Here is a 26,479-nt window from a genome sequence, read left to right as displayed (position 1 = left end):
TATCAGGGTCCTTTCACGGGCCAGCGGCCAACCGCTTCTTCCCAGTGCTTGCGGCAGAGGGAGAGATAAACCGACTTTTCGATCGACACCTGGTCGCCATCGGTGAGGACGCGGCCCGCCATGTCCTGGCGCACAACCATCGTGGCCTTGGCGCCGCAGGTGCAGATGGTGCGAATTTCGCGCAAGGCATCGGCGATGGCCAGCAATTCCATGGAGCCGGGAAAGAGCTTGCCCTGAAAGTCGGTGCGCAGGCCATAGCACATGACCGGAATGCGCAAGCGGTCACCGACGCGGGCCAATTGCCAGACCTGTTCGCGGGTGAGGAACTGGGCTTCGTCGACGAAGACGCAGTCGACCTTGGATTCCTCATGGAAATCGCGCACCGACTGGTAAACGTCGTCGCCGGGGGCGTAGAGTTCGGCCGGCTCGGCAATGCCGATGCGCGAGGTGATGAGACCGACGCCGCCTTCGGCGTAGAGCGCGGACGTGTAGAGCAGGGGCCGCATGCCGCGTTCGCGGTAATTGTAGGCAGCCTGGAGCAGCAGGGTGGATTTGCCCGCATTCATCGCCGCGTATGAAAAATAGAGCTTGGCCATGTTCGGCGCGGGACTCGCGGGTTGCACTTCGAGGATGGGATAGGCAATAGACCCGAAGCGGGCCGGCATGAAGCCGCGTGAGGCGACGTTCAACAGTTCATTGCGGAGGCGAGATGTCCGATATCCTGATCCGGGGGGCGCGTCAGTCCGAGGCCGGCGACGTCATCAGCCTTCTGGACCGGTCGTGGCGCAGCCATTGGGCGCCCCATCTCGAAGCCGCGGCCCTTGGCCGATATGAGAGCGTGCGACCGGTCGAGAGTTATGTCAGCGCCTATCTCGAACACTTCCGCATTGCCGAGCGGGCCGGGGTGGTGGTGGGCCTCTATCACCTGGACGCGCCGCATCTTCATGCCATCCACGTCGACAGCTGGGCGATCGGCACAGGCGTGGGCGGCGCGATGATGGATGCGGCCGAGAGCGAAGGCGCAGGCCGGCTCGAGGTGCGCAGCTTCAACATGCGGGCGCGCCAGTTCTACCGCAGCCGTGGCTGGGTCGAGGTGGACGAGTACGAGGACGACGAGATGGGGCAGATGGTGCGTACCATTGCCATGGAGCGGCTCTGAACGGAAAAAGGCCGCCCGAAGGCGGCCAGGACCGAATGGCTCGGTGGCAGGGTTGGGGTGCCCCGCAGGTCCAGCCGCAGCAAAGCGGGAGACCTTGCGTCCGGATCTGGGGAGACCGGACCTGCGTAGACTTAAGCGGGTTGCATGACGGGACGGTGACAGGATCATTCAGGCTGCATTCAGCCCGGCGGCGACAGAGTGGCCGCAAGCCCAGTCGAGGAGTTGTCCATGCGTCGTCTTTCCCGCCTTGTTTTCGCTGCCGGTGCCCTGATCGCCACGGCCTTGCCGACGCTGGCCTCGCCAGAAGGAGTCTGGGAGCTGGAAACAAGGGATACGCGCTTTGCGTTGCAGACCTGTGGGGACGGCAGCCAGGTTTGCGGCCAATTGGTGTGGCTGAGCGAGGCCGACTACAACGAGCAGTACAAGCCCTACCTCAACAAGCCGATGGCCGACAGGCTGATGCCCGCCGGACCCAATCGCTGGAAAGGGGAGATGACGCTTTTCGGCCACAAGGTTGCCGGAACACTGACGCAGCGTAGCGCCAACCAGATGACGCTGCAGGGTTGCGCGTTCCTGGTCGTATGCAAGAGCTACGACATGTTCCGCCACAGCGAGTAAGACCATGAGCAGACGCAGAACCTTCACCCGCACCGCCCTCGTACTGGCTATGGGCCTCGGCGGCATGGCCGGGGCCATGGCCTCTCCCGTCGGCGTCTGGGAAATCGAGAGCCGGGACTCGCGTTACGACGTCACTTTTTGCGGAGACGGCACGCAATTGTGTGCCGAGCTGATCTGGCTGGGCAATGGGGCGGACAATCCCACCAACATGCCCTATCTCAACACCCTGCTGATCGAGGGGGCCATGCCCACAGATACCGGACGATGGGAAGGCAAGCTGCACCTTTTCGGGCAGACGGCGGACGGCACCATCACCCAGGTCAGCGCAGACCAGATGACCTTGCGCGGTTGCGTGGCCGTGGTGCTGTGCCGAAGTTACCAGCTCTATCGCTACGCCAAATAGATCAGTTGGTGATGCGGGCCGCGTGCGCCTTGCGGCGGGCCCAGAGCGGCGGCACGGCCTCGACCATGACGATGGCGAGAAAGATCAGCGTGGCGCCGGCATAGCCGACGAGCGGCAGGCGCTCGCCGAGCAGGAGCGCGCCGCCTAAGGCCGCGAAAAGGCTTTCGGCCGAAAGAATGATGGCGGCATTGGCGGGCGGCACATGCTGCTGGCCGATGGCCTGGAAGGTGAAGGCCACGGCGGTCGACAGCACGGCGGCATAGATGATTTCGACCCAGCCGGCGGAGATGGCCGCGAGCGTGGGCGTTTCGACCCCCAGAGCGATGGTGCTGGCGACGAGCCCGGCAAAAAGAAAGCTGATGGCCGAGACGAAGATCGGCAGGCCGGTGAGCCGCGCAATGTGACCAAGCAGGATCACGTGCATGGCCCAGAAGATCGCGCTGCACACGATCAGCCAGTCCCCGCCATTGAAGGAGGCCAGCCCCCCGCCATTGAGGTAGTAGATGCCAACGAGCGCCAGCGGTACGCCGACGAAGATGATGGGATGGGGTCGGCTGTGGAACAGCACATAGCCGAGCAGCGGCACGAAGAAGACGTAAAGGCCGGTGAGGAAGCCGCCATTGGTGGCGGTCGTCGTCGCCAGCCCTGCCTGCTGCAGCCAGGAGCCGAGAAAAAACACGCTGCTCATGGCGAGGATGAAGAGCCAATGGGTGCGGTTGAGCCGGACGGCCTTGCGGCGCAGTTCCCACAATGCCAGCGGCAGGACGAGCAGGCCGCCGATGAGATAGCGCACTCCGGCAAAGGTCAGCGGCCCCATAGAATCCATGGCCGACTTCTGCGCGATGAAGGCAAAGCCCCAGAACATCGTGCAGACGAGGAGCAGGGCTGTGGCGAGGGGGCGGGACATGACTTACCGACGTTACGACAGGCTTCATCCCGAGCGGGTGGCGGGAGTGGCGATGAGAAGGGGACGTATCGGACCTCGTGGTTCGACGGGCGTACCACGAGGTCTATGAGCACTTTGCGGCGCCTTACAATTCAGCGTCCAGCGCGCGGATCAGGCCCTGGATTTCCTCGGGCGATGTGTAATGCACGAAGGAGAGCCGCAGGACGCCGTGATTGAGCGGATCGATGCCCAGCGCTTCGAGCAGCCGCACGGCGTAGAAATTGCCGCCCGAGGCCATGATGCCATGTTTTGCGAGACGCCGGGCGATCTCAATGCCCGGCTCGGCATGGTGCAGGGCAATGGTGGGGGCGCGCAGTTCCGGATCGTCGGGCCCGATGATGCGGACATCGTTGCGGGTGCGCAGGAAATCGAAGAGGGGCCGGGCGAGCGCGATTTCCTGGGCGCGCATAGCGGCATGCGCACGACGGAAGGGATTGGAGCCTGCGCCATCGTCGCCGGCCAGGGCGGCGACCTGTTCGAGGTAATCGGCAATGCCGGCGCAGGCGGCGATCTGGGCGTGGTCCGGGCCGGCCGGGGTCAGGCGATAGCGCAGCTTGGCATCGTTGAAGTAATGGCCCTGATTGGGCAGGGCGGCGGCAAGCTCGGGGCGAATGGCCATGACGCCCTGATGGGGGCCATATACCTTGTAGGCCGAGAACATGTAGATGTCGGCGCCGAGCGCCTTTAGGTCCGGGATGCCGTGGGGGGCATAGGACACGCCATCAATGACGAGCACGGCGCCCATTGCATGGACGCGCGTGGCGATCTCGGCGACCGGGTTGATCTCGCCCACGACATTGGAGCAATGCGGCGCGGCGACGAGCCGGACCTTCTCGTCGAGCAGGGCGTCGAGCGCAGCAAGGGAAAGCCGGCCGGTCTGCCGGTCGACGGCCCATTCGCGCACCTCGATGCCATGGCGGGCGAGACGCCGCCAATTGCCGGTATTGGCCTCGTGGTCCTGATTGGTGACGATGATGGCATCGCCCGGCTTGAGCCAGCCGGCAAAGGCATTGGCCAGCACATAGGTATTGGCGGAGGTCGAGGGGCCGAAATGGATCCAGTCGGCACCGACATTGAAGGCCGCCGCCATGCGGTCGAAGGCCAGGTTCATGGCCTCGCCGCCTTCGATGGAGGCGGGGTAGACGCCATAAGGCTGCACCTTGCTGGCGCGGTAGAAGCGATCGAGCCGATCGAGCACGGCCTGGGCGGTGTAGGAGCCGCCGGCATTCTCGAAAAAGGCCTGTCCGGCAAGGGCGGGTTCGGAAAAGGCCGGGAAGAGCGCGCGCAGGCGGGCGGGGTCGAGAGGCAGCTGGGTCATCATGGGCTCGAAACAAGGATGTCGATTGGTAATCGAGCCCGGCGCAAAAGCAAACCCCGGCTGTTGAGAGCCGGGGCCTGGGGCCGGGGTGACGCGAATGCCGGCCCGCGAGCGCCGCGAAGGATCGGCGCCCGCCTTGAGCCTTACTCGCTTTCGGGCGCGGGGGGCGCATCGACCGGGCCCGGGCCGCCATGGCGCTGACCGTCCTGCGGGCCGAAGCGGTCGTGGCGCTTGCCGGCCCAATGGCCCGGCCGTTCACCCGGCTGCGGCATAAGCTGGGCCTGCTGCTCGGCATCGAGGCTTTCGACAAAGGCGGTGAAGGCAGGCTGAACCGCTTCGAGCGCGGCAAGGCGCGCCTTTTGCAGCGCAATGGTGTTGTCGAGCCGGGAGGCGGGATCGGTAGGCGCCTGGCCCTCGGCCTCACCCGGCCTTTGCGGACGCAGGCCCTTGGTGGCGCTTTCGAAGGTGGTGGCGGCTGCAAGGGCGTCGGCCTTGAGCGTTTCGAGCAGGGCTTGCTGGGCCTCGGTCAAGTCGAGGCGATGGCTGAGACGGACGATGGCGATCTCGATGCCTTCGGCACCGCGCTCGAAGCCGAGAAGGCCATTGGCCGCGCCGGCATGGCCCGGACCGCCGGGGCGGAAGGTGCGGTCAGGCGCGGAGCGTTCCTGCGCGGCCGGAGCGGGGGGCGCATCCTGGGCGAAGGCCGGGGCGACGGCGCCCAGTCCCAGCGAGGCAGCGACGAGGGCAATGGCGGTTCGGGAGGTGAGGGACTTGAGGGTCATGTTTCATCCTTTGCATGGGATCGTGCCGGGTGAGCGGCACGAATGCACTCTAGGCGAGGGCGGATGTCCTGGACCTTGCGAGCGGATGACGTCTTGGAGAGGTTGGTAAGGTGGTTGCAGGCGGCACAAAAAAAGGCCGGCTGAGGCGCCGGCCAGGAGAGGTCAGGAGAAGCAGAACAAGTCTGCAAAAGGCTCAGTGGCCCTGGCGATCCCTCGCCCAGCGCAGAGACCGGGCGGGGCGCTCGGAAATCTGAGCGGGGAGGGTGCCGCGCCGAACGAAACGGGCGGCTTCGAAGAGCAGGACCAGGAGGAGCAGGGTCAAAGGCACCATGAAGATGGCCACCTGCGTATCGGGCTGGCTGGCAAGATTGGCAGCACGCGCTGGGGTGACGCCGGCAAATAGCGCCAACGCGGAGCCAAGGATAAGTGCCATTGCGCCCAATACGGCCAACAGTTTGATCCTATTTCGTCCTGGGAACGTAGATGTGTGCATGGGATCGACGTCATATCCTCGCTTCGATCCGCACAGAGAACCATGGCAATGCGGTTCGAGTGTGGACCGAAAAGGGGCGCCGGAGGACCATTTGGCGGCGGAAGTGTGGCGCTTCGTTATCCCGAAACGAGGAAAGGACACCCTCATGCGCGTATTATTCGGACTGATGCTGGTCGCGATCATGGCGATCGGGACCAATGCCCAGGAAGCCGAGCGCCCCTGGGAGGCGACGGTTACCGGTCAGATCCTGGCCTTCCGCAGCGGCGATGCCTCGGCGGCCCTCGGCTTTGCTGGCTCGACCTTCCAAAGGACATTCCAGGACGCTGAGCGCTTTGCAGCCGCGATCAACAGTATGGGTTATGGACCGATCATCCAGTCGCGGTCGCACAGCTTTGCCGCCTTCCGCCAGACCGCGCCTGACAGCGTGGTGCAGGGCGTGAACCTGGTGGGGCCGGATGGCAGCCTTTATGAGGCGATCTACCAGCTGGTCAATGAAGCCGAACTCGGCTGGCGCGTGCATGGCGTGGTCCTGCGCAAAAGTGCAGGGCTAAGCACCTAGCATAGCCCAAAAGAAGCCCTTTTCGCCGGAAGCGGCTTGCACTAAACCCATGCCGACCTATTGCGGGAGGCAGTCATGGGTTTTCTTTCCGACGCACTGGGGCGCGTGGCGCCGTCGGCCACCGTGGCCATCAGCCAGAAGGCGCGGGTGATGGCCCAGGACGGGCGCGACATCATCGCGCTCTCGGCCGGCGAGCCGGATTTCAACACGCCCGAAAATGTGCGGGACGCCGCCAAGCGGGCCATGGACGACGGCAAGACGCGCTATACCAATGTCGACGGGATCGCCGAGCTCAAGGAAGCGGTGGCCGCCAAGTTCCGCCGCGATAACGGGCTCGATGTGACGGCTGCCGATTGCTTTGTCGGCTCGGGCGGCAAGCAGATCATCTTCAATGCGCTGCTGGCCACGCTCAATCCGGGCGACGAGGTCGTGGTGCCGGTGCCCTATTGGGTAAGCTATCCGGAAATCGTGCGGCTTTGCGGCGCCGAGCCGGTCTTTGCGGTGGCCGATGCCTCGACGGGCTTCAAGCTCAGCCCAGACGTGCTGGAGGCTGCGATCACGCCCAGGACCAAGTGGCTGATCCTCAACACGCCCTCCAACCCCACGGGCGCGGCCTATTCGGCAGAAGAGCTGAAGGGACTGGCGGATGTGCTGATGCGCCATCCGCATGTGCACATCCTGACCGACGACATCTATGAAGTGCTGGTCTATGACGGCAAGACGTTCGCGACCATCGCGCAGGTCGAACCGGCCTTGCAGGCGCGGACGCTGACCATGAATGGGGTGTCCAAGTCGCATGCCATGACCGGCTGGCGCATCGGCTATTGCACCGGGCCGCGTCCGCTTCTGGCGGCGATGACCAAGCTGCAGGGGCAGTCGACCACCAATGCGTCCTCGATCTCGCAATGGGCGGCGGTGGAAGCGCTGAACGGGCCGCAGGATTTTCTCAAAGAATGGCGCGATGTCTTCCAGCAGCGCCGCGACATGGTGGTCGCCGGGCTCAACGCCGATACCGGGCTCGATTGTCTTGTGCCGGAAGGCGCGTTCTACGTCTTTCCGTCCTGCCAGCGCCTGTTGGGCAGAACCAGCGCAAGCGGGGCGATGCTGAACACGGACGAAGATTTCGTCATGGCATTGCTCGAAGAGACCGGCGTGGCGCTGGTGCATGGCACAGCCTTTGGCCTGCCGGGGCATTTCCGGCTGAGCTATGCGGCGAGCAATGCGGAACTGGAAGAAGCGGTGCAACGCATTCAGGGCTTCTGCCGCGGTATCGTCTAGGCGACACCCAAAGGGTTTCCAGCGTCAGCGGCCGCCCAGAAGGGTTGCGAGGTTGACGCCGCCACCGGTGTTTGCGCCGGAAGTGGCCTGGCCGAACATGTCCATGAGCTTGGAGGTGGTCACATAGCTCTGCATGGCGGCCTGGTAGAGCTGGTCGGACCAGCCGACAGCCTGGCGTTCGTCTGCCGACAGCGACGAGAAGGCGCTGATGATGTTCTGGCTGAATGCGGTCGGGTCGCCCGACTTGCTGGCGCTCTGGAAACCGGCCAGCAGGGTGGCGCCGCTGCGGGATTGTAGCGCAGTACGGGCCGCGTTGGTTTCCTCAAGCGAAAACCGGCCCTCCTTGTCGAGGACCATGGATGAGAGGACCCGGCTCGAAAAATCAGAGACGTCGATATACTGGCCGACGCGGGTCTGCCGGTTGAAGGTGGGCACCTTGCCGTTGGCCTTGGCTTCGGCATAGAGCCGATCAAGCGTGGTACGGGCATTGGCGGCAAGCTCGGGCAAGGATGCCTCGACCTGTTCGCCCGATACGCTGAGCGCAAGATAAAGCGCAACCGGGTCGGCGTCGCCTGCTTCCGGCAGGGTGCCGGGGCTGGCCTGGAGTTGCTTGAGGCCCTCGGTGACGGCATCGCGGCCCGCTTTCCAGTCGGCGCTGGCGCGTTCCTCGGGCCCAAGGGCATCGAGATGGGCGGCAGCCGCCTTGTAGAGACCGGAATAATTGCCCGTGACTTTGGCGATGGCGGCGGGCCCGGCCAGCGCTGCTTCGAAGCGGCGTTGCATCTCTAGCCCTGCGGCGTCGCGGGCATCGGCGGTAAAGCTCTCATCGCTCGACATGGCAAAGAGTTCGCGGTGGTCGATCGTGGAGAGATCGAGCGCCAGCTTTCCGTCCTTGAGCGGGGAGGTGCGATCGGCTTCGGCGAGGAGGGCAGCGAGCTTGCCATGCGTATCGGCGACAAGCTGCGCGAAGGTACGTTCCGCCATGGCGGCCCGAGCCGCTTCGGAGAGGGTCACCGAGGTGGCGGTGTCCTCGTCGGTGGCCCTGGCCTGCTGCGGCGTGGCGCTGGATTTCACCGACGACGCATAGGGCGGCTGATAGCCCTGATAGGCGGCGTAGGGTGCGGTGGTGCTGATGGTGACCATGGAGCTATCTCCCGACAGGCGGGGATTGCATTGCAAGCGGCGTGCCGAAAAAAAGCGAGTGAAATCAGGGTGTGGGTCGCGCGGCGAGGCCTGGCCGGAAAGATATGCCAGGCAGAACTTGCCACGAGCAAAAAAAAGGCCCCGCCCGAGGGGATGGGCGGGGCCGTAGGCCGTTGGCCGGGGCCGCTGACCTTGGAGGAGGCGGCATCACCACGAACGCCGCCGTCGCTCGCACTATTGCGCGCCGCGCGTGGCGCCACAAACGCGCAATGGGAAGTGCTGCCATGCAGATTTGCCCAAGGTGCGGGCAAAAAAAGAGGCTCCAACCGAAGTTGGAGCCTTTGATAGGGCCGAAGCCAAATCGCAAGTAGGGCCTCGCGCTAGGGAGGAGGATTAGCGCCAGACCGGTGAGCCAAAACCGAGGGAGGAGGATTCGGTTTCAACTCGGTGTCGGCAACGCGGGTCCGAGGGAGGAGGTTACGGAGCGGCGTCGCAGCGACAAAGCCAATATAGATTTTGACCTTTTGGTCAGCAATGCATAGCTCGTCATGCCAGCTATGCATTAGGCACAGCGTCAATCTGTCCATTTAATAGGCAGGATGACAGAGAGGGGACAGGTTGGCGGATTGGGCAAAAAAAAGAGGCCCTATCCGAAGATAGGGCCTGATGACTGGGCCGAAGCCAAATCGAAAGTGGGGCAGAGAGCAAGGGAGGAGGATATGCGCTCTGCCGATGGACCTTGGATCAAGGGAGGAGGAGATGATCCGCAGTCCAGTGTTGCGATACGGGGTCCGAAGGGAGGAGGAGATCGGAGCGCGCCTCAGCAACGCCCCCTATATGAACTCTACTGACTTGCTAGACAATCCCGGGATCGACATGTCAGCCATGCGTTTTTGCAAGGCTGGCACCTGAAAAAAGTCAAAAAGAAAGGCCCCGCTCGAGGGGAGAGCGGAGCCCAAGGGGGACAGGTCAGGAACCTGTCAGGAGGGAACGCAGCGGGCGCAAGGGAGGGAGGAGAAACACCCGCTGTGATGACGGGGGATATAGGTGAGGTCTGCTGACTCGCCAATCCGGGTGCGATCATGCCAGCCATGCCCTGAGCGCATGCGACAGCAATTTTCCCAATAATTTCAACGGCAGTGAGGTGCGGTGTGGCAGGCTGTCACAGGCGTTGGCTCACGGCATGGCCTCGAAACGGGCCACGGCGTCGGGCAATTGGCCAAAATGATCGATGCGCGCATAGTGCGGCTGATCCTGCGGTTCCTCCGCATGCTCATAGGACCAGGTGAGGTCATGCGGCACGTAGATGGCGGCGGCGCCGGCGGCCAGGGCCGGCAGAATGTCGGACTTGAGCGAATTTCCTGCCATGACCGTGTGCGCCGCCCCTTCGGTGTGTCGCTCGAAGATACGGCGATAGACCGCTTCGGTCTTGTCGGAGACGACTTCGATGGCGGCGAAATAGTCGGCGAGGCCAGAAGCCGCCAGTTTCCGCTCCTGGTCAAAGAGGTCTCCCTTGGTGACGAGGATCAGGCGATAGCGCTGTTGCAGGAGGTCCAGCGTCTGGTCCACATAGGGCAGGGTTTCGATTGGAAAGCTGAGCAGCTCGCGCCCGGCGGCCATGATCTCGGCGATCACTTTGCCCGGCACGCGGTGATCGGTGACCTCAAGGGCGGTCTCGACCATGGAGAGGGCGAAGCCCTTGGCGCCGAAGCCGTAGAAGGCGAGATTGCGGGTGGTGGCGGCGATCAGGCGCTCGGTCAGGTCGGGTGCGTCGCTATAGTCGCGCAGCAGGGCGGTGAAGCGCTGCTCGGTCAGCCGAAAGAATTGCTCGTTCTGCCAGAGCGTGTCGTCGGCATCGAGGGCGATGGTGGTGATCCGGGGCATCTGCTCGTGGCGCTCCGATCTGGCCTATGGCGCGGTCAGAAGCTCCACTCGCGGGCCTTGGAAACCAGGAAGTCGCGGAAGACGCCAACGCGCTTGGAATTCTTCAGAGCCGGCGGATAGACGAAATAGGCTTCGTAGGCGGGCAGCTCGATCTCGGGCAGGACCTGGACGAGGCCATCTTCCTTTTCGGTGACATAGGCGGGCAGCATGGCGATGCCGATGCCAGCACGGCAGGCCTGCATCATGCCGTAGATGGCATTGACCCGCAGGGCAGCGCGGCGCGGGCTGGAATCGGAGCGGCCCATGCGCTCGAGATAGTTGATGTCGCCCAGATAGGAAGGGACCGGTTCGCCGAAGGAAATGATGCGGTGATTGTCCAGATCCTCGGCCGAGGAGGGCATGCCGTTTTCGTCGACATAGCTGTTGGACGCATAGAAGTGGTTATGGACCGTGAACAGCTTGCGCTGGATCATTTCCGACTGGTTGGGACGGTGCAGGCGGATGGCCACGTCGGCCTCGCGCATGGCAAGGTCGAGCTCGGCATCGTTGAGGCGGATTTCGAGCTGGATCAGCGGGTAGAGCTTGAGGAATTCATCGAGCCGCGAGGACAGCCAGGTGGAGCCGATACCCACAGTGGTGGTGACGATGAGCGGGCCGGTGGGGATGTCCTGGCTCTCGGACATCTGCGTCTCGACCTGCTGGAGTTCCCAATGCATGCGGTGCGCGGTGCGGAACAATTGCTCACCCACCTCGGTCAGCACGAGGCCGCGCGCATGGCGGATGAACAGTTTGAGGCCCAGATCGTCCTCGAGGGCCGAAATCTGGCGGCTGACCGCCGACTGGCTCATGCCCAGTTTTTCGGCGGCGTGGGTGAAGGAGCCCGACTCGGCGGCCGTGTGGAAAATCCGGAGCTTGTCCCAGTCGAGCATTTTCATGACGCCTTCTTCGTTATCGTTCAGCCAGGTCGAACCGTGTGCGCCGCCTTAGTCGAAATGGACGCAGCAATTGTGACGGTGTGGGATTTTCCCTCGGTCATCCTGTCGCAGTCCTATTCCGCCGCTTCCGCCAGCTCATGTTCTGCCAGAAAGCGCTCGGCGTCGAGAGCCGCCATGCATCCCATGCCCGCAGCGGTGACCGCCTGGCGATAGATGTCGTCGGTCACGTCGCCGGCCGCGAAGACGCCGGGAATGTTGGTTTCGGTGGTGCCGGGCTTTACCTGCAGATAACCGCCGGCCTTCATGTCGAGCTTGCCGGCAAAGATGGAGGTGGCCGGGGCGTGACCGATGGCGACGAAGACACCGTCGATCGGCTGCTCATAGGTCTCGCCGCTGAGGCGATTGCGCAGGGTGACTGTATTGACCGAAGGCGGCATGGGCGCGCCCCCGACTTCGACGACCTCGGTATTCCAGCGGACCTCGATCTTGGGATTCTTGAACAGGCGGTCCTGCAAAATGCGCTCGGCGCGGAATTCATCGCGGCGATGCACGACGATGACCTTCTCGGCGAAATTGGTGAGGAACAGCGCTTCCTCGACCGCCGTGTTGCCGCCGCCGACGACGAGCACCTGCTTGCCGCGGTAGAAGAAGCCATCGCAAGTGGCGCAGGCCGAGACGCCGAAGCCCTGGAACTTCTGCTCGGAAGGCAGGCCCAGCCATTTGGCCTGGGCGCCGGTGGCGATGATGAGGCTGTCGGCGGTATAGGTGTCGCCGCTATCACCGTGCAGCACGAAGGGGCGGCGGTCGAGATCGACCGAGGTGATGATGTCGTTGACGATGCGCGTGCCGACATGCTCGGCCTGCGCCTTCATCTGGTCCATGAGCCATGGGCCCTGGATGACGTGGGCAAAGCCGGGATAATTCTCGACATCGGTGGTGATGGTCAGCTGGCCGCCCGGTTGCAGGCCCTGGATCATCAGCGGCTCGAGCATGGCCCGCGCCGCGTAGATGGCGGCGGTGTAGCCGGCCGGACCAGAACCGATGATGACGACTTTTGCGTGCATCGCAACGCATCTCCCAAAGACAGGACTTCTCCCTTGCCCCTAGTTAAGAGGCGAAGCGGGAATGTTTCAAGGCAAACTCACTCCCGCTGAGCAGATGCTCGCGGGAGTGTACAGGAAAGACACAGGATATTGGGGTCGCGCCCAATTTTTAGGCGTCAGATATACTCTATCTTGACGATCTCGTAGCTGCGGGCGCCGCCCGGCGCGGCGACCTCGAACGAATCGCCCTCTTCCTTGCCGATCATGGCGCGGGCGATGGGCGAAGAAATCGAGATGCGCCCGGCCGAGGCATCGGCCTCGGGATCGCCGACCACCTGATAAGTCTTTTCTTCCTCGGTGTCCTCGTCGAGGAAAGTGACCGTGGCGCCGAACTTGACCTTGCTGCCGCTCAGCTTTGACACATCGATGATGTCGGCCAGGGCCAGCATGGATTCGAGTTCCTGGATGCGGCCTTCATTGAGGCTCTGCTGTTCCTTGGCGGCGGAATATTCGGCGTTCTCGGAAAGATCGCCATGGGCGCGGGCTTCGGAGATGGCATCGATGATCCGACGACGCTCGTTCTGAGTGCGGTGATCGTATTCGGCCGAAAGAGCCTTGTGCCCCTGAACCGTCATCGGGATCTTGTCCATAATCGTCCTGCCTCCAATCGGCTCGGCAAAATAAAAAACAGTGCGCGGCCAGCCTCCCGGGGCCGCGACACGAAACGAAACTGGTGCCGGCGGGCAATGCCGCCCGGCATGACCTCTCCCTGCCACGCTTCGTTCGGCCAATGCTTCACGACAAGTTTTCAGGAAGATGTCATCCAGCTTGCCCGGCTGCCACGTTGTGGTCAAGCCGGTGGTGACACTTGAGGTAAGCACTCCACATGGCATTGCAATGGCGGTCGCGCCATTGCCAGAAGAAAGGCAGGACCATGCTCATTCGCGCTCTGACGCTTTCCCTCACGCTGGCGACAGGAGGGGCGATGGCGATGCCGGCCCTGGCGCAGAGCGTGGACAGCAGCGCGGGCGCGCTGGTGGCGAGCGTGGTCGCCGATAGTCTCGAGCATCCCTGGGCGCTGGCCTTCCTGCCCGATGGGCGCTTCCTCGTCACCGAGCGGCCTGGACGAATGCTGGTGATCGGCGCCGATGGGGCACGTTTCGGGGTCAGCGGAGTGCCCGAGGTGGTGGCGCGCGGCCAGGGCGGTTTGCTCGACGTGGTCCTGGCGCCCGATTTTGCCGAGAGCGGCACGATCTACATGAGCTTTGCCGAGCCGGCCGCGTCGGCCGGCCGCCAGCGCGGCACCGGCACGGCGGTGATGGCTGCGCGACTGGTGCTCGAAGGCGACGCCGGGCGTCTTGAAGACCAGAGAGTGATCTTCCGGATGAACAATTACGACAATTCCAACCGCCATTTCGGCTCGCGCATCGTGGTGGGGCAGGACGGAAACCTGTTCGTGACGCTGGGCGACCGGGGGACGATGGACCGGGCGCAGGACGAGGCGGACCTGGCTGGAGGCGTGGTGCGGATCGATCCCAATGGCGGCATTCCTGCAGACAATCCGCGGCTGGAGGGATGGGCCGAGGCCTTCTGGAGCATCGGGCATCGCAATCCGCAGGGGGCGACATTGCGCCCGGACGATGGGGCGCTGTTTCTCGTCGAGCACGGGCCGCAGGGCGGCGATGCCCTGCACAGGGTCGAGGGTGGACGCAATTACGGCTGGCCGATCATCACCTATGGACGCGATTATAGCGGCCTGCCGATCGGTGTGGGTCAGGAGCAGGAGGGGCTGGAACAGCCGCTGCATTATTGGACGCCATCGATATCCCCGTCCGGGCTGGCTTTCTATTCAGGCAGCCTGCTGCCCGAATGGGAGGGCGACCTGCTTACAGGCGGTCTCAGCGGCAACATGCTGATCCGGCTGGACATGGAGGGCGACGAGGTCGTGGGCGAGGAGCGCCTGTTCGATGGGCAGCTTGGCCGGATCCGCGACGTACGGATCAGTCCCGATGGGGTGATCTACATCCTCACCGATGCGGCCAATGGCGCGCTCATGCGCATCGAACCGGCCGACTAGGAGGGGCAAACAAAAGGGCGCGCCCCCGAGGAGGCGCGCCCGTGACGATGTCGTCGTTCTGATCAGGCGGCAGTGAGATTGTCGGCGGCGGACTTGCCGGTCCGCTTGTCCTTGACGATCTCGTAGGTCACCTTCTGGCCTTCGTCCAGGCCGTTGAGGCCGGAGCGCTGGACAGCCGAAATATGGACGAACACGTCCGCCCCACCCTCATCCGGCTGAATGAAGCCGTAACCCTTTTGCCCGTTGAACCATTTAACGGTGCCAGTTGCCATAATGCGCGTTCCCTCGTGCAGTCGCTGCTGGTAGGGCTCCGCCGTGCACCCGGCTGAGCCCAATGTGATATCGAAATCTCGGAAGATGACGTCAGCAATAGCGAATTGCATTCGCGTGTTCAGATCGGTCGGCCGCAATATTCGATGCTGGAGCCTAGCCTGAAATTTACAAGGCATCAATATGTCGCGTGGGCACGACAACAGGCTCGGCAAAGCGGGTGCTCTGGCGAGGCCAAACAGGTTGGATCAAAAGATTTCCCGCCGGAGAAAAGCGGGCCGGCCATGAGGCCGGATGAGGCAATGCCGGTGCACCTGGCTCCGCCGACAATGTCCATATTCTAGAGCATTCGAGGCATGTTGAAAGGGCGCAAATGCGCCAGATGCGTACGCCGCTGCATTTTACTTGCGTTTTCCCCGCTCTTGCGTCAAATCCCCGCCGCCGTGCCAAAGGGGCCGGTCTTCTCGAAAGCCAATCGTCTTGAGCAAGGCGTCTTTTTCCTCCGGCGACCTGATCGCCGACCGGCGCGTGGATTATGCCCGCATGCTGGCAGAAGGCGGCGACTATTCCGCCGCAATCGACCTCATCGGGCAGGCGCTGGAGCTGGCGCCCGACTGGGCTGCCGCCTGGGACCTTCTGGGCAGCTACGAGGAGAAAGCAGGCAACGTGGCAGCGGCCATCGCGGCCTGGCGTCGCCTCGAGGCGCTGGACGACGAGGGATTGTTCGGCGCCCGGCTGAAACTGGCAGCCCACAAGGCCGGCCCGGCGGGCGACGGCACGGCCGTGGGCTATGTCGAGGCGCTGTTCGACCAATATGCACCCAAGTTCGAAGACGCCCTGGTCGGCAAGCTCGGCTATCGGGTGCCGGAACTGCTCGACACGCTGATCCAGGAGGAAATGGCGCGGCTGGGTTTGACGGGGTTCGACAAGGCGCTGGACCTCGGCTGCGGCACGGGACTGATGGGAGCGCGGCTGCGCGAGCGCGTGCGGGTGCTCGAGGGCATAGACATTTCTGCGGCCATGATCGCGGAAACGGCTCGCAAGAATATCTATGACAGCCTGCAGAAGGCCGAATTGGTCGCTTCGCTCAATGCGCGCCGGGCGGATGCCGACCTCGTCACCGCGGCCGACGTGCTGATCTATTGCGGCGCCCTGGGACCGGTGCTGACGGCGCTGGTCCCGGCACTCAGGGGCGGGGGGCTCGTGGCCTTTTCGCTCGAAGCCCATGACGGGGATGAGGACGTCTTCCTGCGGCCGAGCCTGCGCTATGCTCATGGCATTGCCGCAACGCGCGACGCCCTTGTGGTGGCGGGGCTCGACATCCTGCGCTTCGAAACCGCCATCCTGCGGTTCGACCGCGGCGCGCCGATTACCGGCATACTCGTGGTCGCGCGCAAGCCGGCCCTGGAGCTCAGTGCGGCCAATGACGGAGAAGATGGCGGCGACGTCGCGGCCTAGCCAAAGCGGTCCGGGCTTGGCACAAAGCCAGTCCCGGTTTTCATGAGGCTCAAAGATGATCCGTCACGACTTTCGCTCCGATACCGTCACCAAGCCCGACGCTGCGATGCGCGCGGCCATGGCCGCGGCGGAAGTGGGCGACGACGTCTTCGGGGACGATCCTAGCGTCAACGCGCTGGAGCAGCGCATGGCGGAGATGCTGGGCAAGGATGCGGCCCTGTTCGTGCCCACCGGGACCCAGTCCAACCTCCTGGCCCTGATGAGCCATTGCGGACGGGGCGACGAGTTCATCGCCGGCCAGAATGCGCATTGCTACAAGTATGAAGCAGGCGGGGCGGCGGTGCTGGGCTCCATCCAGCCCCAGCCGATCGCGCACCAGCCGGACGGGACGATGGCGCTCGCCGATATCGAAGCAGCGATCAAGGCCGGCGACAACCATTTTGCCACGACGCGGGTGATCGCGCTCGAAAATACCTTTGGCGGGCGCGTCCTGCCGATGCACTATATGCAGTCCGTCGCAGCGCTGGCGCGCAAGCACGACCTTGGCCTCCATCTCGATGGCGCGCGGGCATTCAATGCCTGTGTGGCGCTGGGGGTCGCGATCAAGGACTTCGCGGCACCTTTCGACACGGTCTCGATCTGCCTTTCCAAGGGATTGGGCGCGCCGGTCGGTTCGGTGCTGGTGGGGCGGGCCGCGCTCATCGAGACGGCCAGGCGCCATCGCAAGATGCTGGGCGGCGGCATGCGCCAGGCCGGGTTGCTGGCCGCAGCCGGGCTATACGCCCTCGATCACCATGTCGACCGGCTCGCCGACGACCATCGCCGTGCGCATGTGCTGGCGGAGGGGCTGGCGCGCCACGAGGCGCTCCAAGTCAGCAGTCCGCAGACCAATATCGTCTGGGTCGACATGGATACCCAGATCGGCGCGCAGCTGTCTTCGCATCTGGCGGACCATGGAATCGGCGTGACCGGTCGCTACGGCCAGCAACGCTGGGTCACTCACCTTGATATCGACGATGCCGATGTCGCGATCGCGCTCGACGTGGTCGGAAAGTTCTTTGCCGGGCGCGAACACTAGTTCTCTTTACCAAGCCGGGCGAAAGCCTTTGTTTACCGCCGCAAGCAACGTCATCTTTATCCTTGCAACGCTAGTCATGAGGCGATGCGGGGGAATTTTTCAGTGCGGCCAAGGGGCGAAATCGTCAGTCGTGTGCTCAGAACGCTCGAGGATATCGATGCCATTGCGTGCGACTGGCGTGCGCTCGAGCGCCTTTGTGCCGATCCTCTGGTCTACTTCCAAAGCTTCGACTGGTGCCGCAACTGGGTCGCCGAATTCGGCAGGAGCGGGAAGCATCGCCCCTATGTGGTCACGCTGTGGGACGGCGACCTGCTGATTGCCGTCTGGCCGCGCATGATCGTGGACATGGCGGGCATCCAACGGCTAGAGACGCTGGGCGCGCCGCATAGCCAATATTGCGGTGTGCTGGTGCGGCCCGATGTGCTGCCCGTTTCGGAGATGTCGCGATATCTGCGCGATGAGATCCGCGCCGCCGGCTGCGACGTGACCATTTCGCGGGCCGTTCCGGAAGGGTCGGTGCTGGCGCAGATCCTGGCCGACAAGCCTGAGGTCGAAGGCTCGGCGAATATGGCCTCGATGCTGGACCTATCGCACTTCGAGTCCTCCGAGCACTATACGTCCCAACTGGGCAAATTGCAGAAGCGCAATCGCAATCGCCGGCGCAATCACCTGGCGCGGCTGGGCGAGCTGCACTTCGAGGTGCTCTGGCCGGGCGATGCCCAGTTCAGGAAGCTGGTGCGGCTTTGCGCTGAGATGAAGCGGCGCTGGATCGCCGAGACCGGGCGCGTCAGCGTCGGCTTTTCCATGCCGGGCTACGAGGATTTCCTGGCCAATCTCGAGGGCGATCGCGACAGCCTGAGCGGGGCGTGCCTCTCGGTGCTGCGGGCCGGCGACCGGGTGGTGGCCCTCGAGCTCGGGATGCTGCGCAACGGGCATTACTACGCCTATATCGGCGGCTTCGACTGGGCGCTGCGTGATCTCTCGCCAGGCAAGGTGCAGATGGATCTGACGGTAGGCTGGCTCATTGACAACGGCATCAAGGCCTATGACCTGCTGATCAATCCGGCCGATTACAAGGCGAGCTGGACCAACACGGCCATTGCGGTGACCGCCCGGGCCGAGGCGCTGAGCTGGAAGGGGCGGCTTTATGCGTGCGCGTGGCTGCCCAGACTGCGCCCCGCGCTGAAGCGCCTGCATGGGCAATGGCCGGTCATGGTCGAGCGGGCAGGGCATGTGTTGCGGCCTGGCGTCTGCCTGTTGCTCTATGTTTAGCACGCCCGGCGGCACGCTGGACGCCATTATCGCCCTTGCCATCCGCGTGCTGAGCGCCGGTCTTGTCTTCGCGCTGCAGGTGCTGCTGGCGCGGCTGATGCCGGCGGAGGGCTATGGCGGCTTTGTCACGCTCTGGACGTGGATGCTGGCACTGGGCAGTTTTGCCGCGCTGGGCTTTGCCGAATCCAGTATCCGCTTTCTGCCGCGCTACCAGATGCGCGGGCATCTGGCGGCGCTGGGCAATTACTGGCGGTTCGGCATGGCCTGCGTCTTCGGCGCGAGTCTCGTGCTGGCCTCTGGGGCCATCGCGGCCGCGCTCTTGTTCGGCATCGAGGCGGGGCCGGGCCTGACAATCCTGCTTGTGGCGCTGGGGCTGCCCTTCCTGGCCATGGAATATTATCTCGAAGGGGTGGCGCGCAGTTTCGGCTGGTTTCGCCTCGCTGCCGTGCCCGTCTATGTGCTGCGGCCGATCCTCATCGGCATGGGCTGCATCTTGGTCAGCGCGTCGGGCGTGCCGCTGACCCTGCCGGTGGTCGGCGCCGTCCTCATCGGCTCCATGGGCGTGGTGACGGCCGGGCTGGCGCTGGTTCTGGCGGGGCGGCTGCGGCGCCTTGCGCCCGGACGCCGCCCGGTGCGGCCCGGGCAGAGGCGCCTCTGGCTGATGGCCTCGCTGCCCCTGCTGCTGCTGTCCGGGCTCGACGATCTTATCGGCTATGGCGATGTGCTGGTGCTGAGCCTTCTGGCAGAGCCGGAGGCGGTGGGCATCTATTTTGCGGCAGCGCGAAGCCTGGCCCTTGCCGGGTTCGTTGCCTATGCCATGACGCTGGTCGCCGGGCGACGCTTCGCGCTCGATCTGGCAGGACGTTCCCGCGCCGCGCTGCAGGACAGCGTGCTGGCAAGTTCGCGGCTGACCTTCTGGGCGACGCTTGCCGCCGTCGCCGTGGCGCTCCTGGCCGGGCCTGTCCTGCTCGGGGCCTTCGGCGAGGAATTTCTGGCCGGCTATGGGGTCATGGCGGTGCTTGGCCTCGGGCTGGTCATCCGCGCCATGGCGGGGCAGGCGGGGGAAGCGCTGATCGTGCTGGGAAAGCAGCGTGCGGGTATTTTCGTCGGGCTCGCGGTGCTCGGCGTGACGCTGGCGCTGTCCTTTGCGCTCGTGCCTCTTGTCGGCATCGTCGGCGCGGCAATGGCGAGCGCTGCCGCGATGATGGTGCGCACGATCGCGCTCGCCATGGTGCTCGAGCGCGTCGCGGGTCTGCGGGTGGTATCGTTGGGCCTGCCGCAGATCAGGCGGCCCCTGCCGAACTAGCGGGTTTCGCGGGCCCGCATCAGGGCGATCTGTCCGGCCACGTCGATCTGGCGGAAGGAAATGGCGAAGAGCTCGTCATCGTTGAGCGCGGTTTCCCGCCAGACGGTGTCGATGGCGCTTTCCTGTCCCAGATCCCGGTCGATGGCGATGAAGCGATAGGGCTCGACGCCCTGGGCTGCCTCGGGATGTTCGCCGCCCGTCCATTGGTAATAGCCGTTTTCGGCATTGGCCCAGAAGCCCAGGACCGCCAGGCGGGAAATGGCGAAAGCCGGAGCGCTGATCTCGCCGGTCTGGGTGGGATAGAGCGGCGGCCAGGTGGGAATCTTGCCCTGGATTTCGGCCCAGTCGGCGAGGTCGTCGAAGCCGGCCGATGGATCAAGGCAGGGCCGGCCGGAGCAATCGTCGCCCGCGGCCTCTTCGTCCGAAATGATCCGCATGCTGGCATCGAGCAGCATGGCCGTATTGCCCATCATGGGGCGGAAGACGAAGCGCCAGGCCCTGTGCTCGCCAAGGCCGAAGGCTTGAGGATCGGCAACGTCGTCCTCGCCGAATGCGCCGATGGCCTCCGCACGGATGACCTGGCCGAGATTGTAATGGCGCACTTCCACGAAACTGTAGGGCAGGGGCGCCCCATCCTCCTCGTCAACAATCTCGCCATAGGCGATCGCGGTGCGCGTGCGGGTTGCGTCGATGGCCTGGTCGGCAATGAGCATGGCCTTTTCGAGCGGGCCCACAAGGCCACCGGGAGTGATGCTGTCGGTATCGAGCCATTGCTGGGCCAGCTCGACTTCGAGCGGCACGGTGTCGATGGCGTCGAAACCGGGTGCATTGATGAAAGCGGCAATGTCGGCGTCCATGCCTTGCGCATGGGCAAGGCCGGTTGTGCCCAGAAAGGCGGCCAAGAGAAGGGCAAAGCGGTCCATATCGTCCCCCGATAAGTCGTTGGCCTTGGATATCGCCTGCAACCTGTACCGAAGATGACTGAAAGGGGAGACGGTTTTTGACCGCCTCCCCCGTTATTCACGCATTACGCCACATGCTGTGGAGCGCCGCGATGTCGCCTGTCGTCAGAAGCGGCATGGCTTGTGTGAGGCGTTCGATCGGCCAGTCCCACCAAGCCATTTCCAGCAGCATGGCAATGTGTTCATCCGCAAAGCGCTTGCGGATCGGCCGGGCGGGGTTGCCGCCGACGATGGTGTAGGGCTCGACATCCCTGGTTACCAATGCGCGGGTGCCAATGACCGCACCGTGGCCGATCTTGATCCCAGGCATGACGATCGCTTCAGCACCGATCCAGACGTCACTGCCGATTTCGGTATCGCCTGCCGGCTGGAAAGCGTTGTTCGCGCCGGTAAATTCGGGGGCGTCGGGCACGAAGGCAAAGGGAAATGTAGATACCCAGTCGTTCCGGTGGCCCTGATTGCCGGCCATGATGAAGGCGGCGCCCGATCCTATGGAACAGAATGCGCCGATGATCAGCCGGTCGACGCCGGGCGTGGTCATCAGGTAGCGGGCGCAATCATCGAAGGAATGGCGGTGATAATAGCCCGAATAATAGCTGTAGCGGCCGACGACGATATTGGGGTTGGTGACCTGGCGGTCGAGCGGAATGCCAAGGAACGGGCTGGCGAAATAATTGGACATGATTGATCCATGAAGGTCGAGACAACAAACAGCGCGCACGTAAAGACGCCGGCGCTGAACCGGTTGGTCGGCGTTCCTTGCGCGTGTCAGGCGCGGGGGAACGCGATGCTGTTTGTTCGGTCTGCGATCTTCATGGAGAGCATTCTAGTTTGCGGGAGACTTTCGTGAAAGCCCCCTCCGCCGCCACCCTGAAGCCTTCTCCCTCAAGGAGAAGAAGGCCTCAGGGTTCATAATCAGGCCGCGAAGTAATCCTGCAGGGCGCGCACCTGAAGGGAGCCGTTGCTGAGGGCGACAATGCCTTCCACGGCGGCCAGGGCACCGTCGATCGTGGTGTAATAGGGGATCTTGGCGAGCAGCGCGGTGCGCCGGATGTCGCGGCTGTCGCTGATCGACTTCAGCCCGTCGGTGGTGTTGATGACCAGCTGCACGCCGCCATTCTTCATGGAGTCGACGATGTGCGGACGCCCTTCGAGCACTTTGTTGATCTTGGTGGCGGGCACGTTGTTGTCGCTGAGGTAACGCTGGGTGCCGCCAGTGGCGAGGATTTCAAAGCCTGCCTCGACGAGATGGCGCGCCATATCGACGATATATTGCTTGTCTTCGTCGCGCACCGAGATGAACGCCTTGCCCGAGGTCGGCACTTTCTGGCCCGCACCCATCTGCGACTTGGCAAACGCCATGGCGAAATCGGTGTCGAGGCCGATGACCTCGCCGGTCGATTTCATTTCCGGTCCCAGAACCGTGTCGACGCCGGGGAAGCGGTTGAACGGGAAGACGGCTTCCTTGACGGCGATGTGCTTGAGCTTCTTTTCGACGAGATTGAAGCTGGCCAGCGTCTCGCCGGCCATGATGCGCGAGGCGATCTTGGCGATGGGTTCGCCGATCACCTTGGCCACGAAAGGCACGGTGCGCGAGGCGCGCGGGTTTACTTCGATGAGGTAGATCGTGTCATCCTTATAGGCGAACTGCACGTTCATCAGGCCGCCCACCTTGAGCGCGAAGGCAAGCTCGGTGGTCTGGCGCTTGAGCTCGGCAATCACCTCGGGGGAAAGCGAGCGCGGGGGCAGGGAGCAGGCGCTGTCGCCGGAGTGAATGCCGGCTTCCTCAATATGCTCCATGATGCCGGCCACGAACACGTCCTTGCCGTCGCAAAGGGCGTCGACGTCGATTTCGATGGCGCCCGAGAGATAGGCATCGAACAGCAGCGGATTATCGGAGAGAACCGAATTGATCTGGCCGGTCCGGTCATTGGGATAGCGCTGGAGGATATCGGGCGGCACGAGGCCGGTCAGCGTATCCTGGATGTAGCTCTCGAATTCCTTGGCGGAATGCACGATGGCCATGGCGCGGCCACCCAGCACGTAGGACGGGCGGATGACCAGCGGATAGCCCAGGCGCTCGGCAACGAGGCGGGACTGTTCGAGGCTGTAGGCGATGCCGTTCTTGGGCTGAGTCAGCTCGAGACGGTTCAAGAGCTTCATGAACAGGTCGCGGTCTTCGGCCAGATCGATGGCGTCGGGCTGGGTGCCGAGGATCGGGACCCCGGCCTTCTGCACGGCCTCGGCCAGATTCAGCGGGGTCTGGCCGCCGAACTGCACGATGACGCCATGGAGCGTACCCTTCTGTTTCTCGGTCAGCAGGATCTCGATGACGTCCTCTTCGGTAAGCGGCTCGAAATAGAGACGGTCGGAGGTGTCGTAGTCGGTGGAGACGGTTTCGGGATTGCAGTTGACCATGATGGTCTCGTAGCCCGCGTCCGAAAGCGCGAAGGCGGCGTGACAGCAGCAATAGTCGAACTCGATGCCCTGGCCGATGCGGTTGGGGCCGCCACCGAGAATCACGACCTTCTTGCGGTCGGACGGGCGGGCTTCGTCCTCGACCTGGCCGGCAAAGGGAGCTTCATAGGTCGAATACATATAGGCCGTGGGCGAGGCGAACTCGGCCGCGGAGGTATCAATGCGCTTATAGGCGGGGCGCACGGCGAGGCTGTGGCGCAGCTTGCGCACATCGGAGGCCTTGAGGCCTGCGAGCTGGGCCAGGCGCGCGTCGGAGAAGCCCATGGATTTCAGCAGGCGCAGGTTGGCGGCATCCTGAGGCAGGCCGAATTCCTTGACCTTGGCTTCCATGTCGACGATGCCGCGCATCTGCTCGAGGAACCAGGGATCGATCTTGCAGGCCTCGAAGATATCCTCGTTGGAAACGCCCAGGCGCATGGCCTCGGCGACGTGGAGGAGGCGCTGCGGCGTGCCGGTGCCCAGAGCCTGCTTGATGGCGTTCTTGTCCTCGCCCTCACCGATGCCGGGAATGCCGACCTCGTTGAGGCCGGTCAGCCCGGTTTCGAGCGAGCGCAAGGCCTTCTGCAGCGATTCCTGGAAGGTGCGGCCGATGGCCATGGCTTCGCCGACCGACTTCATGGAGGTGGTCAGGCGATTGTCGGCGCCGGGGAATTTCTCAAAGGCGAAGCGCGGGATCTTGGTGACGACATAATCGATGGTGGGTTCGAACGAGGCCGGGGTGGCGCCGCCGGTGATGTCGTTTTCGAGTTCATCGAGCGTGTAGCCCACGGCCAGGCGCGCGGCCACCTTGGCGATGGGGAAGCCGGTGGCCTTGGAGGCGAGGGCGGAGGAGCGCGAGACGCGCGGGTTCATCTCGATGACGACCATGCGGCCGTCCTTGGGATTGATGCCGAACTGGACGTTTGAACCGCCGGTTTCGACACCGATTTCGCGCAGCACCGCCAGCGAGGCGTCGCGCATGATCTGGTATTCCTTGTCGGTCAGCGTCAGGGCCGGAGCGACGGTGATCGAGTCCCCGGTATGGACGCCCATGGGATCGATGTTCTCGATCGAGCAGACGATGATGCAATTGTCCTTCTTGTCGCGGACAACCTCCATCTCGAATTCCTTCCAGCCGAGGACGCTTTCCTCGACAAGAACTTCGTTGGTGGGCGACGCGTCGATGCCGCTTTCGCAGATGGCGAGATATTCTTCGCGGTTATAGGCAATGCCGCCGCCGGTTCCGCCCAGGGTGAAGCTGGGGCGGATGATGCAGGGCAGGCCGATCACCTCAAGCGCCTGAAGCGCCTCGATGGTGTTGTGCGCCAGCATGGAGCGCGGGGTTTCGAGACCGATCTTCTTCATGGCATCGCGGAAAAGCTCGCGGTCTTCTGCCTTGTCGATGGCCTCGGAATCGGCGCCGATCATTTCGACGTTGAACTTGTCGAGCACGCCCATCTTCTTAAGGCTGAGCGCGCAGTTGAGCGCGGTCTGGCCGCCCATGGTGGGGAGCAGCGCGTCGGGGCGCTCCTTTTCGATGATCTTGGCGACCACCTCGGGAGTGATGGGCTCCATGTAGGTGGCGTCGGCCAGGTCCGGATCGGTCATGATCGTGGCCGGGTTGGAGTTCACCAGAATGATCCGGTAGCCCTCTTCCTTGAGCGCCTTGCAGGCCTGGGTGCCGGAATAGTCGAACTCGCAAGCCTGTCCGATGATGATGGGGCCCGCGCCGATGATGAGGATCGATTTGATGTCGGTACGCTTCGGCATTCGGGGCTCGCTCTGGCTCTATTTCATACTAGGGCGGGCGAGGGAAAGAATCGCCCGGATACACCCGTCCGTGCGAAACCCGCGTGGCCGTTGAGCACAGCAGCGCAGGGGAAAAGACCGAACATGGTGGTTAAGCGGGCGGTTTAGCGGAGAAGGGCGGGAAAGGGAAGAGGGGAGACGCGCTTGTTGCAGCAGGCGGGCCATGCGGATGCAGCAGAGGCCAGGACCAGCGCTCCATGGCTTGACATGCAGGTAAATGCTTGCATATCTAAATGCAATGAAAACCTTGCATGTCCCCTGTCGCGATGGCCGATGAACTGGATCTGGTGTTTCGTGCGCTTGCGGACCCCACGAGACGGCGGATCGTCGAGCGCCTGGCTGAGCGCGACGGACAGTCGCTGTTCGAATTGTGCGCCGCGGCCGTCGCCCAAGGCCAGTTGGCCATGACGCGCCAGGCGATCAGCCAGCATCTGGACGTGCTGGAAAAAGCCGGGCTGGTGCAGATAGCCTGGTCGGGACGAACGAAACTGCACAGGCTGAACCTGGATCCGCTGCGGCGTGCCGAGGCCAGCTGGATAGATCCCCTCCTGCAAAAGGACATTGAGCGATGAAGATCTATGTGACGAGCGTCTTCGTGGATAATCAGGCCGAGGCCCTGAATTTCTACCGCGACATTCTGGGCTTTGACGTCAAACATGACATCGATCTCGGGGGCGGCGCGCGGTGGCTGACGCTGGTGTCTCCGGACGATGGACAAGGCATCGAATTGCTGCTCGAGCCCAGTTCGCACCCGGCCGTCGGGCCCTACAAATCGGCGCTGGTCGCCGACGGCATTCCGGCGGCATCCTTCATGGTCGACGACATCGCGGCAGAATATAAGAGGCTGGTGGATCTGGGGGTTGTCTTCACCGTGCCGCCGATGGACGGGGGCGCGGTCATGATGGCCGTGTTTGACGATACTTGCGGCAATCTCATCCAGATCGTGCAGTTCAAGGCATAAAAAAAGCCCCGCCGGAAGCGGGGCTTTTTTCGATCAGACGCGGGTCGACCAGTCGTCGATTTCCTTGCGGACCTCGTCCTTGGCCTTGCCGTAGCGCTCCTGAAGCTTGCCTTCGAGCTGCTCTCGGTTGCCGTTGATCTGGGCAATATCGTCGTCGGTGAGCTTGCCCCATTGTTCCTTGGCCTTGCCGGAGAACTGCTTCCAGCTGCCTTCAATGCGGTTCCAATCCATTCGAAATCTCCTCGCAAAGTTGCTTGTGGTTAAAGAA

The 26,479-nt window shown here is 63.7% G+C and carries 27 protein-coding genes; 12 read left to right on the top strand and 15 right to left on the bottom strand.

What is annotated here, in order from left to right; translation table 11 throughout:
- Positions 1-2: 2 nt before the first annotated feature.
- Positions 3-596, bottom strand: a complete 594-nt coding sequence (locus VE26_RS10290) for a thymidine kinase (protein ID WP_046105240.1) — start codon at positions 594-596, stop codon at positions 3-5.
- A 113-nt stretch (positions 597-709) separates the two neighbouring features.
- Between VE26_RS10290 and VE26_RS10285 the strand changes: the two genes are divergently transcribed.
- The 3 genes from VE26_RS10285 to VE26_RS10275 all read left to right on the top strand — a co-directional run bounded on the left by VE26_RS10285 (position 710) and on the right by VE26_RS10275 (position 2,180).
- Positions 710-1,159, top strand: a complete 450-nt coding sequence (locus tag VE26_RS10285; RefSeq protein ID WP_046104839.1) for a GNAT family N-acetyltransferase — start codon at positions 710-712, stop codon at positions 1,157-1,159.
- A 228-nt stretch (positions 1,160-1,387) separates the two neighbouring features.
- Positions 1,388-1,777: a DUF2147 domain-containing protein gene (locus VE26_RS10280; RefSeq protein WP_152658793.1), complete on the top strand. Its 390-nt coding sequence runs from the start codon at positions 1,388-1,390 to the stop codon at positions 1,775-1,777.
- Positions 1,778-1,781: 4 nt separating this feature from the next.
- Positions 1,782-2,180 carry a DUF2147 domain-containing protein gene (locus VE26_RS10275; RefSeq protein WP_084620238.1) on the top strand — a complete coding sequence of 133 codons (399 nt, stop codon included), beginning with the start codon at positions 1,782-1,784 and terminating at the stop codon, positions 2,178-2,180.
- Position 2,181: 1 nt separating this feature from the next.
- Here VE26_RS10275 and VE26_RS10270 read toward each other — a convergent pair whose 3' ends face one another.
- The 4 genes from VE26_RS10270 to VE26_RS18075 all read right to left on the bottom strand — a co-directional run bounded on the left by VE26_RS10270 (position 2,182) and on the right by VE26_RS18075 (position 5,677).
- A complete protein-coding gene (locus tag VE26_RS10270; protein ID WP_046104836.1) occupies positions 2,182-3,087 on the bottom strand; it encodes a DMT family transporter in 906 nt (301 codons plus the stop codon).
- Positions 3,088-3,211: 124 nt separating this feature from the next.
- Positions 3,212-4,444, bottom strand: coding sequence for an aminotransferase class V-fold PLP-dependent enzyme (locus tag VE26_RS10265; protein ID WP_084620337.1), 1,233 nt, complete (start codon positions 4,442-4,444; stop codon positions 3,212-3,214).
- A 143-nt stretch (positions 4,445-4,587) separates the two neighbouring features.
- Positions 4,588-5,226, bottom strand: a complete 639-nt coding sequence (locus tag VE26_RS10260) for a Spy/CpxP family protein refolding chaperone (protein WP_046104835.1) — start codon at positions 5,224-5,226, stop codon at positions 4,588-4,590.
- 193 nt (positions 5,227-5,419) lie between these two features.
- Positions 5,420-5,677, bottom strand: coding sequence for a hypothetical protein (locus tag VE26_RS18075; protein ID WP_160297831.1), 258 nt, complete (start codon positions 5,675-5,677; stop codon positions 5,420-5,422).
- Between the two features lie 187 nt (positions 5,678-5,864).
- Here VE26_RS18075 and VE26_RS18070 point away from each other — a divergent pair, with 187 nt between their 5' ends.
- Both VE26_RS18070 and VE26_RS10245 read left to right on the top strand, forming a co-directional pair.
- Positions 5,865-6,278 (top strand): DUF4864 domain-containing protein, encoded by a 414-nt coding sequence (locus VE26_RS18070; RefSeq protein ID WP_160297830.1) that lies wholly within the window; start codon positions 5,865-5,867, stop codon positions 6,276-6,278.
- A 75-nt stretch (positions 6,279-6,353) separates the two neighbouring features.
- Positions 6,354-7,556 (top strand): pyridoxal phosphate-dependent aminotransferase, encoded by a 1,203-nt coding sequence (locus tag VE26_RS10245; RefSeq protein WP_046104832.1) that lies wholly within the window; start codon positions 6,354-6,356, stop codon positions 7,554-7,556.
- A gap of 24 nt (positions 7,557-7,580) precedes the next feature.
- Here the strand turns inward: VE26_RS10245 and VE26_RS10240 are convergent, their stop codons facing one another.
- The 5 genes from VE26_RS10240 to greA all read right to left on the bottom strand — a co-directional run bounded on the left by VE26_RS10240 (position 7,581) and on the right by greA (position 13,211).
- Positions 7,581-8,699 carry a hypothetical protein gene (locus VE26_RS10240; RefSeq protein WP_046104831.1) on the bottom strand — a complete coding sequence of 373 codons (1,119 nt, stop codon included), beginning with the start codon at positions 8,697-8,699 and terminating at the stop codon, positions 7,581-7,583.
- A gap of 1,176 nt (positions 8,700-9,875) precedes the next feature.
- Positions 9,876-10,583, bottom strand: coding sequence for an HAD family hydrolase (locus VE26_RS10230; RefSeq protein WP_046104829.1), 708 nt, complete (start codon positions 10,581-10,583; stop codon positions 9,876-9,878).
- Positions 10,584-10,618: 35 nt separating this feature from the next.
- Complete coding sequence (locus VE26_RS10225; protein WP_046104828.1) at positions 10,619-11,518, bottom strand: LysR family transcriptional regulator; 900 nt, start codon at positions 11,516-11,518, stop codon at positions 10,619-10,621.
- Between the two features lie 113 nt (positions 11,519-11,631).
- Positions 11,632-12,582 (bottom strand): thioredoxin-disulfide reductase, encoded by a 951-nt coding sequence (trxB, locus tag VE26_RS10220; protein WP_046104827.1) that lies wholly within the window; start codon positions 12,580-12,582, stop codon positions 11,632-11,634.
- 155 nt (positions 12,583-12,737) lie between these two features.
- A complete protein-coding gene (gene greA, locus VE26_RS10215) occupies positions 12,738-13,211 on the bottom strand; it encodes a transcription elongation factor GreA (RefSeq protein WP_046104826.1) in 474 nt (157 codons plus the stop codon).
- A gap of 284 nt (positions 13,212-13,495) precedes the next feature.
- Between greA and VE26_RS10210 the strand changes: the two genes are divergently transcribed.
- Entirely contained in the window at positions 13,496-14,638 is a 1,143-nt protein-coding gene (locus VE26_RS10210) for a PQQ-dependent sugar dehydrogenase (protein ID WP_046104825.1), read from the top strand.
- A 62-nt stretch (positions 14,639-14,700) separates the two neighbouring features.
- On the opposite strand, the gene VE26_RS10205 is transcribed toward VE26_RS10210, so the two are convergent.
- The gene (locus VE26_RS10205; protein WP_046105238.1) at positions 14,701-14,910 is read right to left on the bottom strand and encodes a cold-shock protein; all 210 of its coding nucleotides are present in this window, start codon (positions 14,908-14,910) and stop codon (positions 14,701-14,703) included.
- 478 nt (positions 14,911-15,388) lie between these two features.
- Here VE26_RS10205 and VE26_RS10200 point away from each other — a divergent pair, with 478 nt between their 5' ends.
- From VE26_RS10200 to VE26_RS10185, 4 genes are all read left to right on the top strand, one after another.
- The gene (locus VE26_RS10200; protein WP_046104824.1) at positions 15,389-16,366 is read left to right on the top strand and encodes a class I SAM-dependent methyltransferase; all 978 of its coding nucleotides are present in this window, start codon (positions 15,389-15,391) and stop codon (positions 16,364-16,366) included.
- A 55-nt stretch (positions 16,367-16,421) separates the two neighbouring features.
- Entirely contained in the window at positions 16,422-17,444 is a 1,023-nt protein-coding gene (gene ltaE / locus VE26_RS10195; RefSeq protein ID WP_046104823.1) for a low-specificity L-threonine aldolase, read from the top strand.
- Between the two features lie 102 nt (positions 17,445-17,546).
- Complete coding sequence (locus VE26_RS10190) at positions 17,547-18,716, top strand: GNAT family N-acetyltransferase (protein ID WP_160297829.1); 1,170 nt, start codon at positions 17,547-17,549, stop codon at positions 18,714-18,716.
- Positions 18,709-20,022, top strand: coding sequence for an oligosaccharide flippase family protein (locus VE26_RS10185; protein WP_046104821.1), 1,314 nt, complete (start codon positions 18,709-18,711; stop codon positions 20,020-20,022). The genes VE26_RS10190 and VE26_RS10185 overlap by 8 nt, the downstream gene beginning before the upstream one ends.
- Here the strand turns inward: VE26_RS10185 and VE26_RS10180 are convergent.
- The 3 genes from VE26_RS10180 to carB form a co-directional block, all read right to left on the bottom strand.
- The gene (locus tag VE26_RS10180; protein WP_046104820.1) at positions 20,019-20,945 is read right to left on the bottom strand and encodes a hypothetical protein; all 927 of its coding nucleotides are present in this window, start codon (positions 20,943-20,945) and stop codon (positions 20,019-20,021) included. The genes VE26_RS10185 and VE26_RS10180 overlap by 4 nt on opposite strands.
- A gap of 97 nt (positions 20,946-21,042) precedes the next feature.
- On the bottom strand, positions 21,043-21,666 hold the full coding sequence (gene catB, locus VE26_RS10175) for a type B chloramphenicol O-acetyltransferase (RefSeq protein ID WP_046104819.1): 624 nt from the start codon (positions 21,664-21,666) through the stop codon (positions 21,043-21,045).
- A gap of 233 nt (positions 21,667-21,899) precedes the next feature.
- Entirely contained in the window at positions 21,900-25,211 is a 3,312-nt protein-coding gene (carB, locus tag VE26_RS10170) for a carbamoyl-phosphate synthase large subunit (protein ID WP_046104818.1), read from the bottom strand.
- 290 nt (positions 25,212-25,501) lie between these two features.
- On the opposite strand from carB, the gene VE26_RS10165 reads away from it, so the two are divergent.
- Both VE26_RS10165 and VE26_RS10160 read left to right on the top strand, forming a co-directional pair.
- Positions 25,502-25,822 carry an ArsR/SmtB family transcription factor gene (locus VE26_RS10165; RefSeq protein ID WP_244465656.1) on the top strand — a complete coding sequence of 107 codons (321 nt, stop codon included), beginning with the start codon at positions 25,502-25,504 and terminating at the stop codon, positions 25,820-25,822.
- On the top strand, positions 25,819-26,211 hold the full coding sequence (locus VE26_RS10160) for a VOC family protein (RefSeq protein WP_046104816.1): 393 nt from the start codon (positions 25,819-25,821) through the stop codon (positions 26,209-26,211). Before VE26_RS10165 ends, VE26_RS10160 begins: the two co-directional genes overlap by 4 nt.
- Before the next feature lie 33 nt (positions 26,212-26,244).
- On the opposite strand, the gene VE26_RS10155 is transcribed toward VE26_RS10160, so the two are convergent.
- On the bottom strand, positions 26,245-26,442 hold the full coding sequence (locus VE26_RS10155) for a CsbD family protein (protein WP_046104815.1): 198 nt from the start codon (positions 26,440-26,442) through the stop codon (positions 26,245-26,247).
- Positions 26,443-26,479 lie beyond the last annotated feature (37 nt).

Source organism: Devosia chinhatensis (genome assembly GCF_000969445.1).
Taxonomy (GTDB): domain Bacteria; phylum Pseudomonadota; class Alphaproteobacteria; order Rhizobiales; family Devosiaceae; genus Devosia; species Devosia chinhatensis.
This window is presented reverse-complemented; position numbering and strand designations above follow the sequence as displayed.

Coding starts and splice junctions, on each gene's coding strand:
- VE26_RS10185 (WP_046104821.1), top strand. CDS start 18,709: ATGTTTAGCACGCCCGGCGGCACGCTGGACGCCATTATCGCCCTTGCC.
- VE26_RS10275 (WP_084620238.1), top strand. CDS start 1,782: ATGAGCAGACGCAGAACCTTCACCCGCACCGCCCTCGTACTGGCTATG.
- VE26_RS10230 (WP_046104829.1), bottom strand. CDS start 10,583: ATGCCCCGGATCACCACCATCGCCCTCGATGCCGACGACACGCTCTGG.
- ltaE (WP_046104823.1), top strand. CDS start 16,422: ATGATCCGTCACGACTTTCGCTCCGATACCGTCACCAAGCCCGACGCT.
- VE26_RS10160 (WP_046104816.1), top strand. CDS start 25,819: ATGAAGATCTATGTGACGAGCGTCTTCGTGGATAATCAGGCCGAGGCC.
- greA (WP_046104826.1), bottom strand. CDS start 13,211: ATGGACAAGATCCCGATGACGGTTCAGGGGCACAAGGCTCTTTCGGCC.
- VE26_RS10205 (WP_046105238.1), bottom strand. CDS start 14,910: ATGGCAACTGGCACCGTTAAATGGTTCAACGGGCAAAAGGGTTACGGC.
- VE26_RS10280 (WP_152658793.1), top strand. CDS start 1,388: ATGCGTCGTCTTTCCCGCCTTGTTTTCGCTGCCGGTGCCCTGATCGCC.
- trxB (WP_046104827.1), bottom strand. CDS start 12,582: ATGCACGCAAAAGTCGTCATCATCGGTTCTGGTCCGGCCGGCTACACC.
- VE26_RS10260 (WP_046104835.1), bottom strand. CDS start 5,226: ATGACCCTCAAGTCCCTCACCTCCCGAACCGCCATTGCCCTCGTCGCT.
- carB (WP_046104818.1), bottom strand. CDS start 25,211: ATGCCGAAGCGTACCGACATCAAATCGATCCTCATCATCGGCGCGGGC.
- VE26_RS10225 (WP_046104828.1), bottom strand. CDS start 11,518: ATGAAAATGCTCGACTGGGACAAGCTCCGGATTTTCCACACGGCCGCC.
- VE26_RS10240 (WP_046104831.1), bottom strand. CDS start 8,699: ATGGTCACCATCAGCACCACCGCACCCTACGCCGCCTATCAGGGCTAT.
- VE26_RS18070 (WP_160297830.1), top strand. CDS start 5,865: ATGCGCGTATTATTCGGACTGATGCTGGTCGCGATCATGGCGATCGGG.
- VE26_RS10155 (WP_046104815.1), bottom strand. CDS start 26,442: ATGGATTGGAACCGCATTGAAGGCAGCTGGAAGCAGTTCTCCGGCAAG.
- VE26_RS10165 (WP_244465656.1), top strand. CDS start 25,502: ATGTCCCCTGTCGCGATGGCCGATGAACTGGATCTGGTGTTTCGTGCG.
- VE26_RS10270 (WP_046104836.1), bottom strand. CDS start 3,087: ATGTCCCGCCCCCTCGCCACAGCCCTGCTCCTCGTCTGCACGATGTTC.
- VE26_RS10180 (WP_046104820.1), bottom strand. CDS start 20,945: ATGGACCGCTTTGCCCTTCTCTTGGCCGCCTTTCTGGGCACAACCGGC.
- catB (WP_046104819.1), bottom strand. CDS start 21,666: ATGTCCAATTATTTCGCCAGCCCGTTCCTTGGCATTCCGCTCGACCGC.
- VE26_RS10285 (WP_046104839.1), top strand. CDS start 710: ATGTCCGATATCCTGATCCGGGGGGCGCGTCAGTCCGAGGCCGGCGAC.
- VE26_RS10245 (WP_046104832.1), top strand. CDS start 6,354: ATGGGTTTTCTTTCCGACGCACTGGGGCGCGTGGCGCCGTCGGCCACC.
- VE26_RS10265 (WP_084620337.1), bottom strand. CDS start 4,444: ATGACCCAGCTGCCTCTCGACCCCGCCCGCCTGCGCGCGCTCTTCCCG.
- VE26_RS10210 (WP_046104825.1), top strand. CDS start 13,496: ATGCTCATTCGCGCTCTGACGCTTTCCCTCACGCTGGCGACAGGAGGG.
- VE26_RS10290 (WP_046105240.1), bottom strand. CDS start 596: ATGGCCAAGCTCTATTTTTCATACGCGGCGATGAATGCGGGCAAATCC.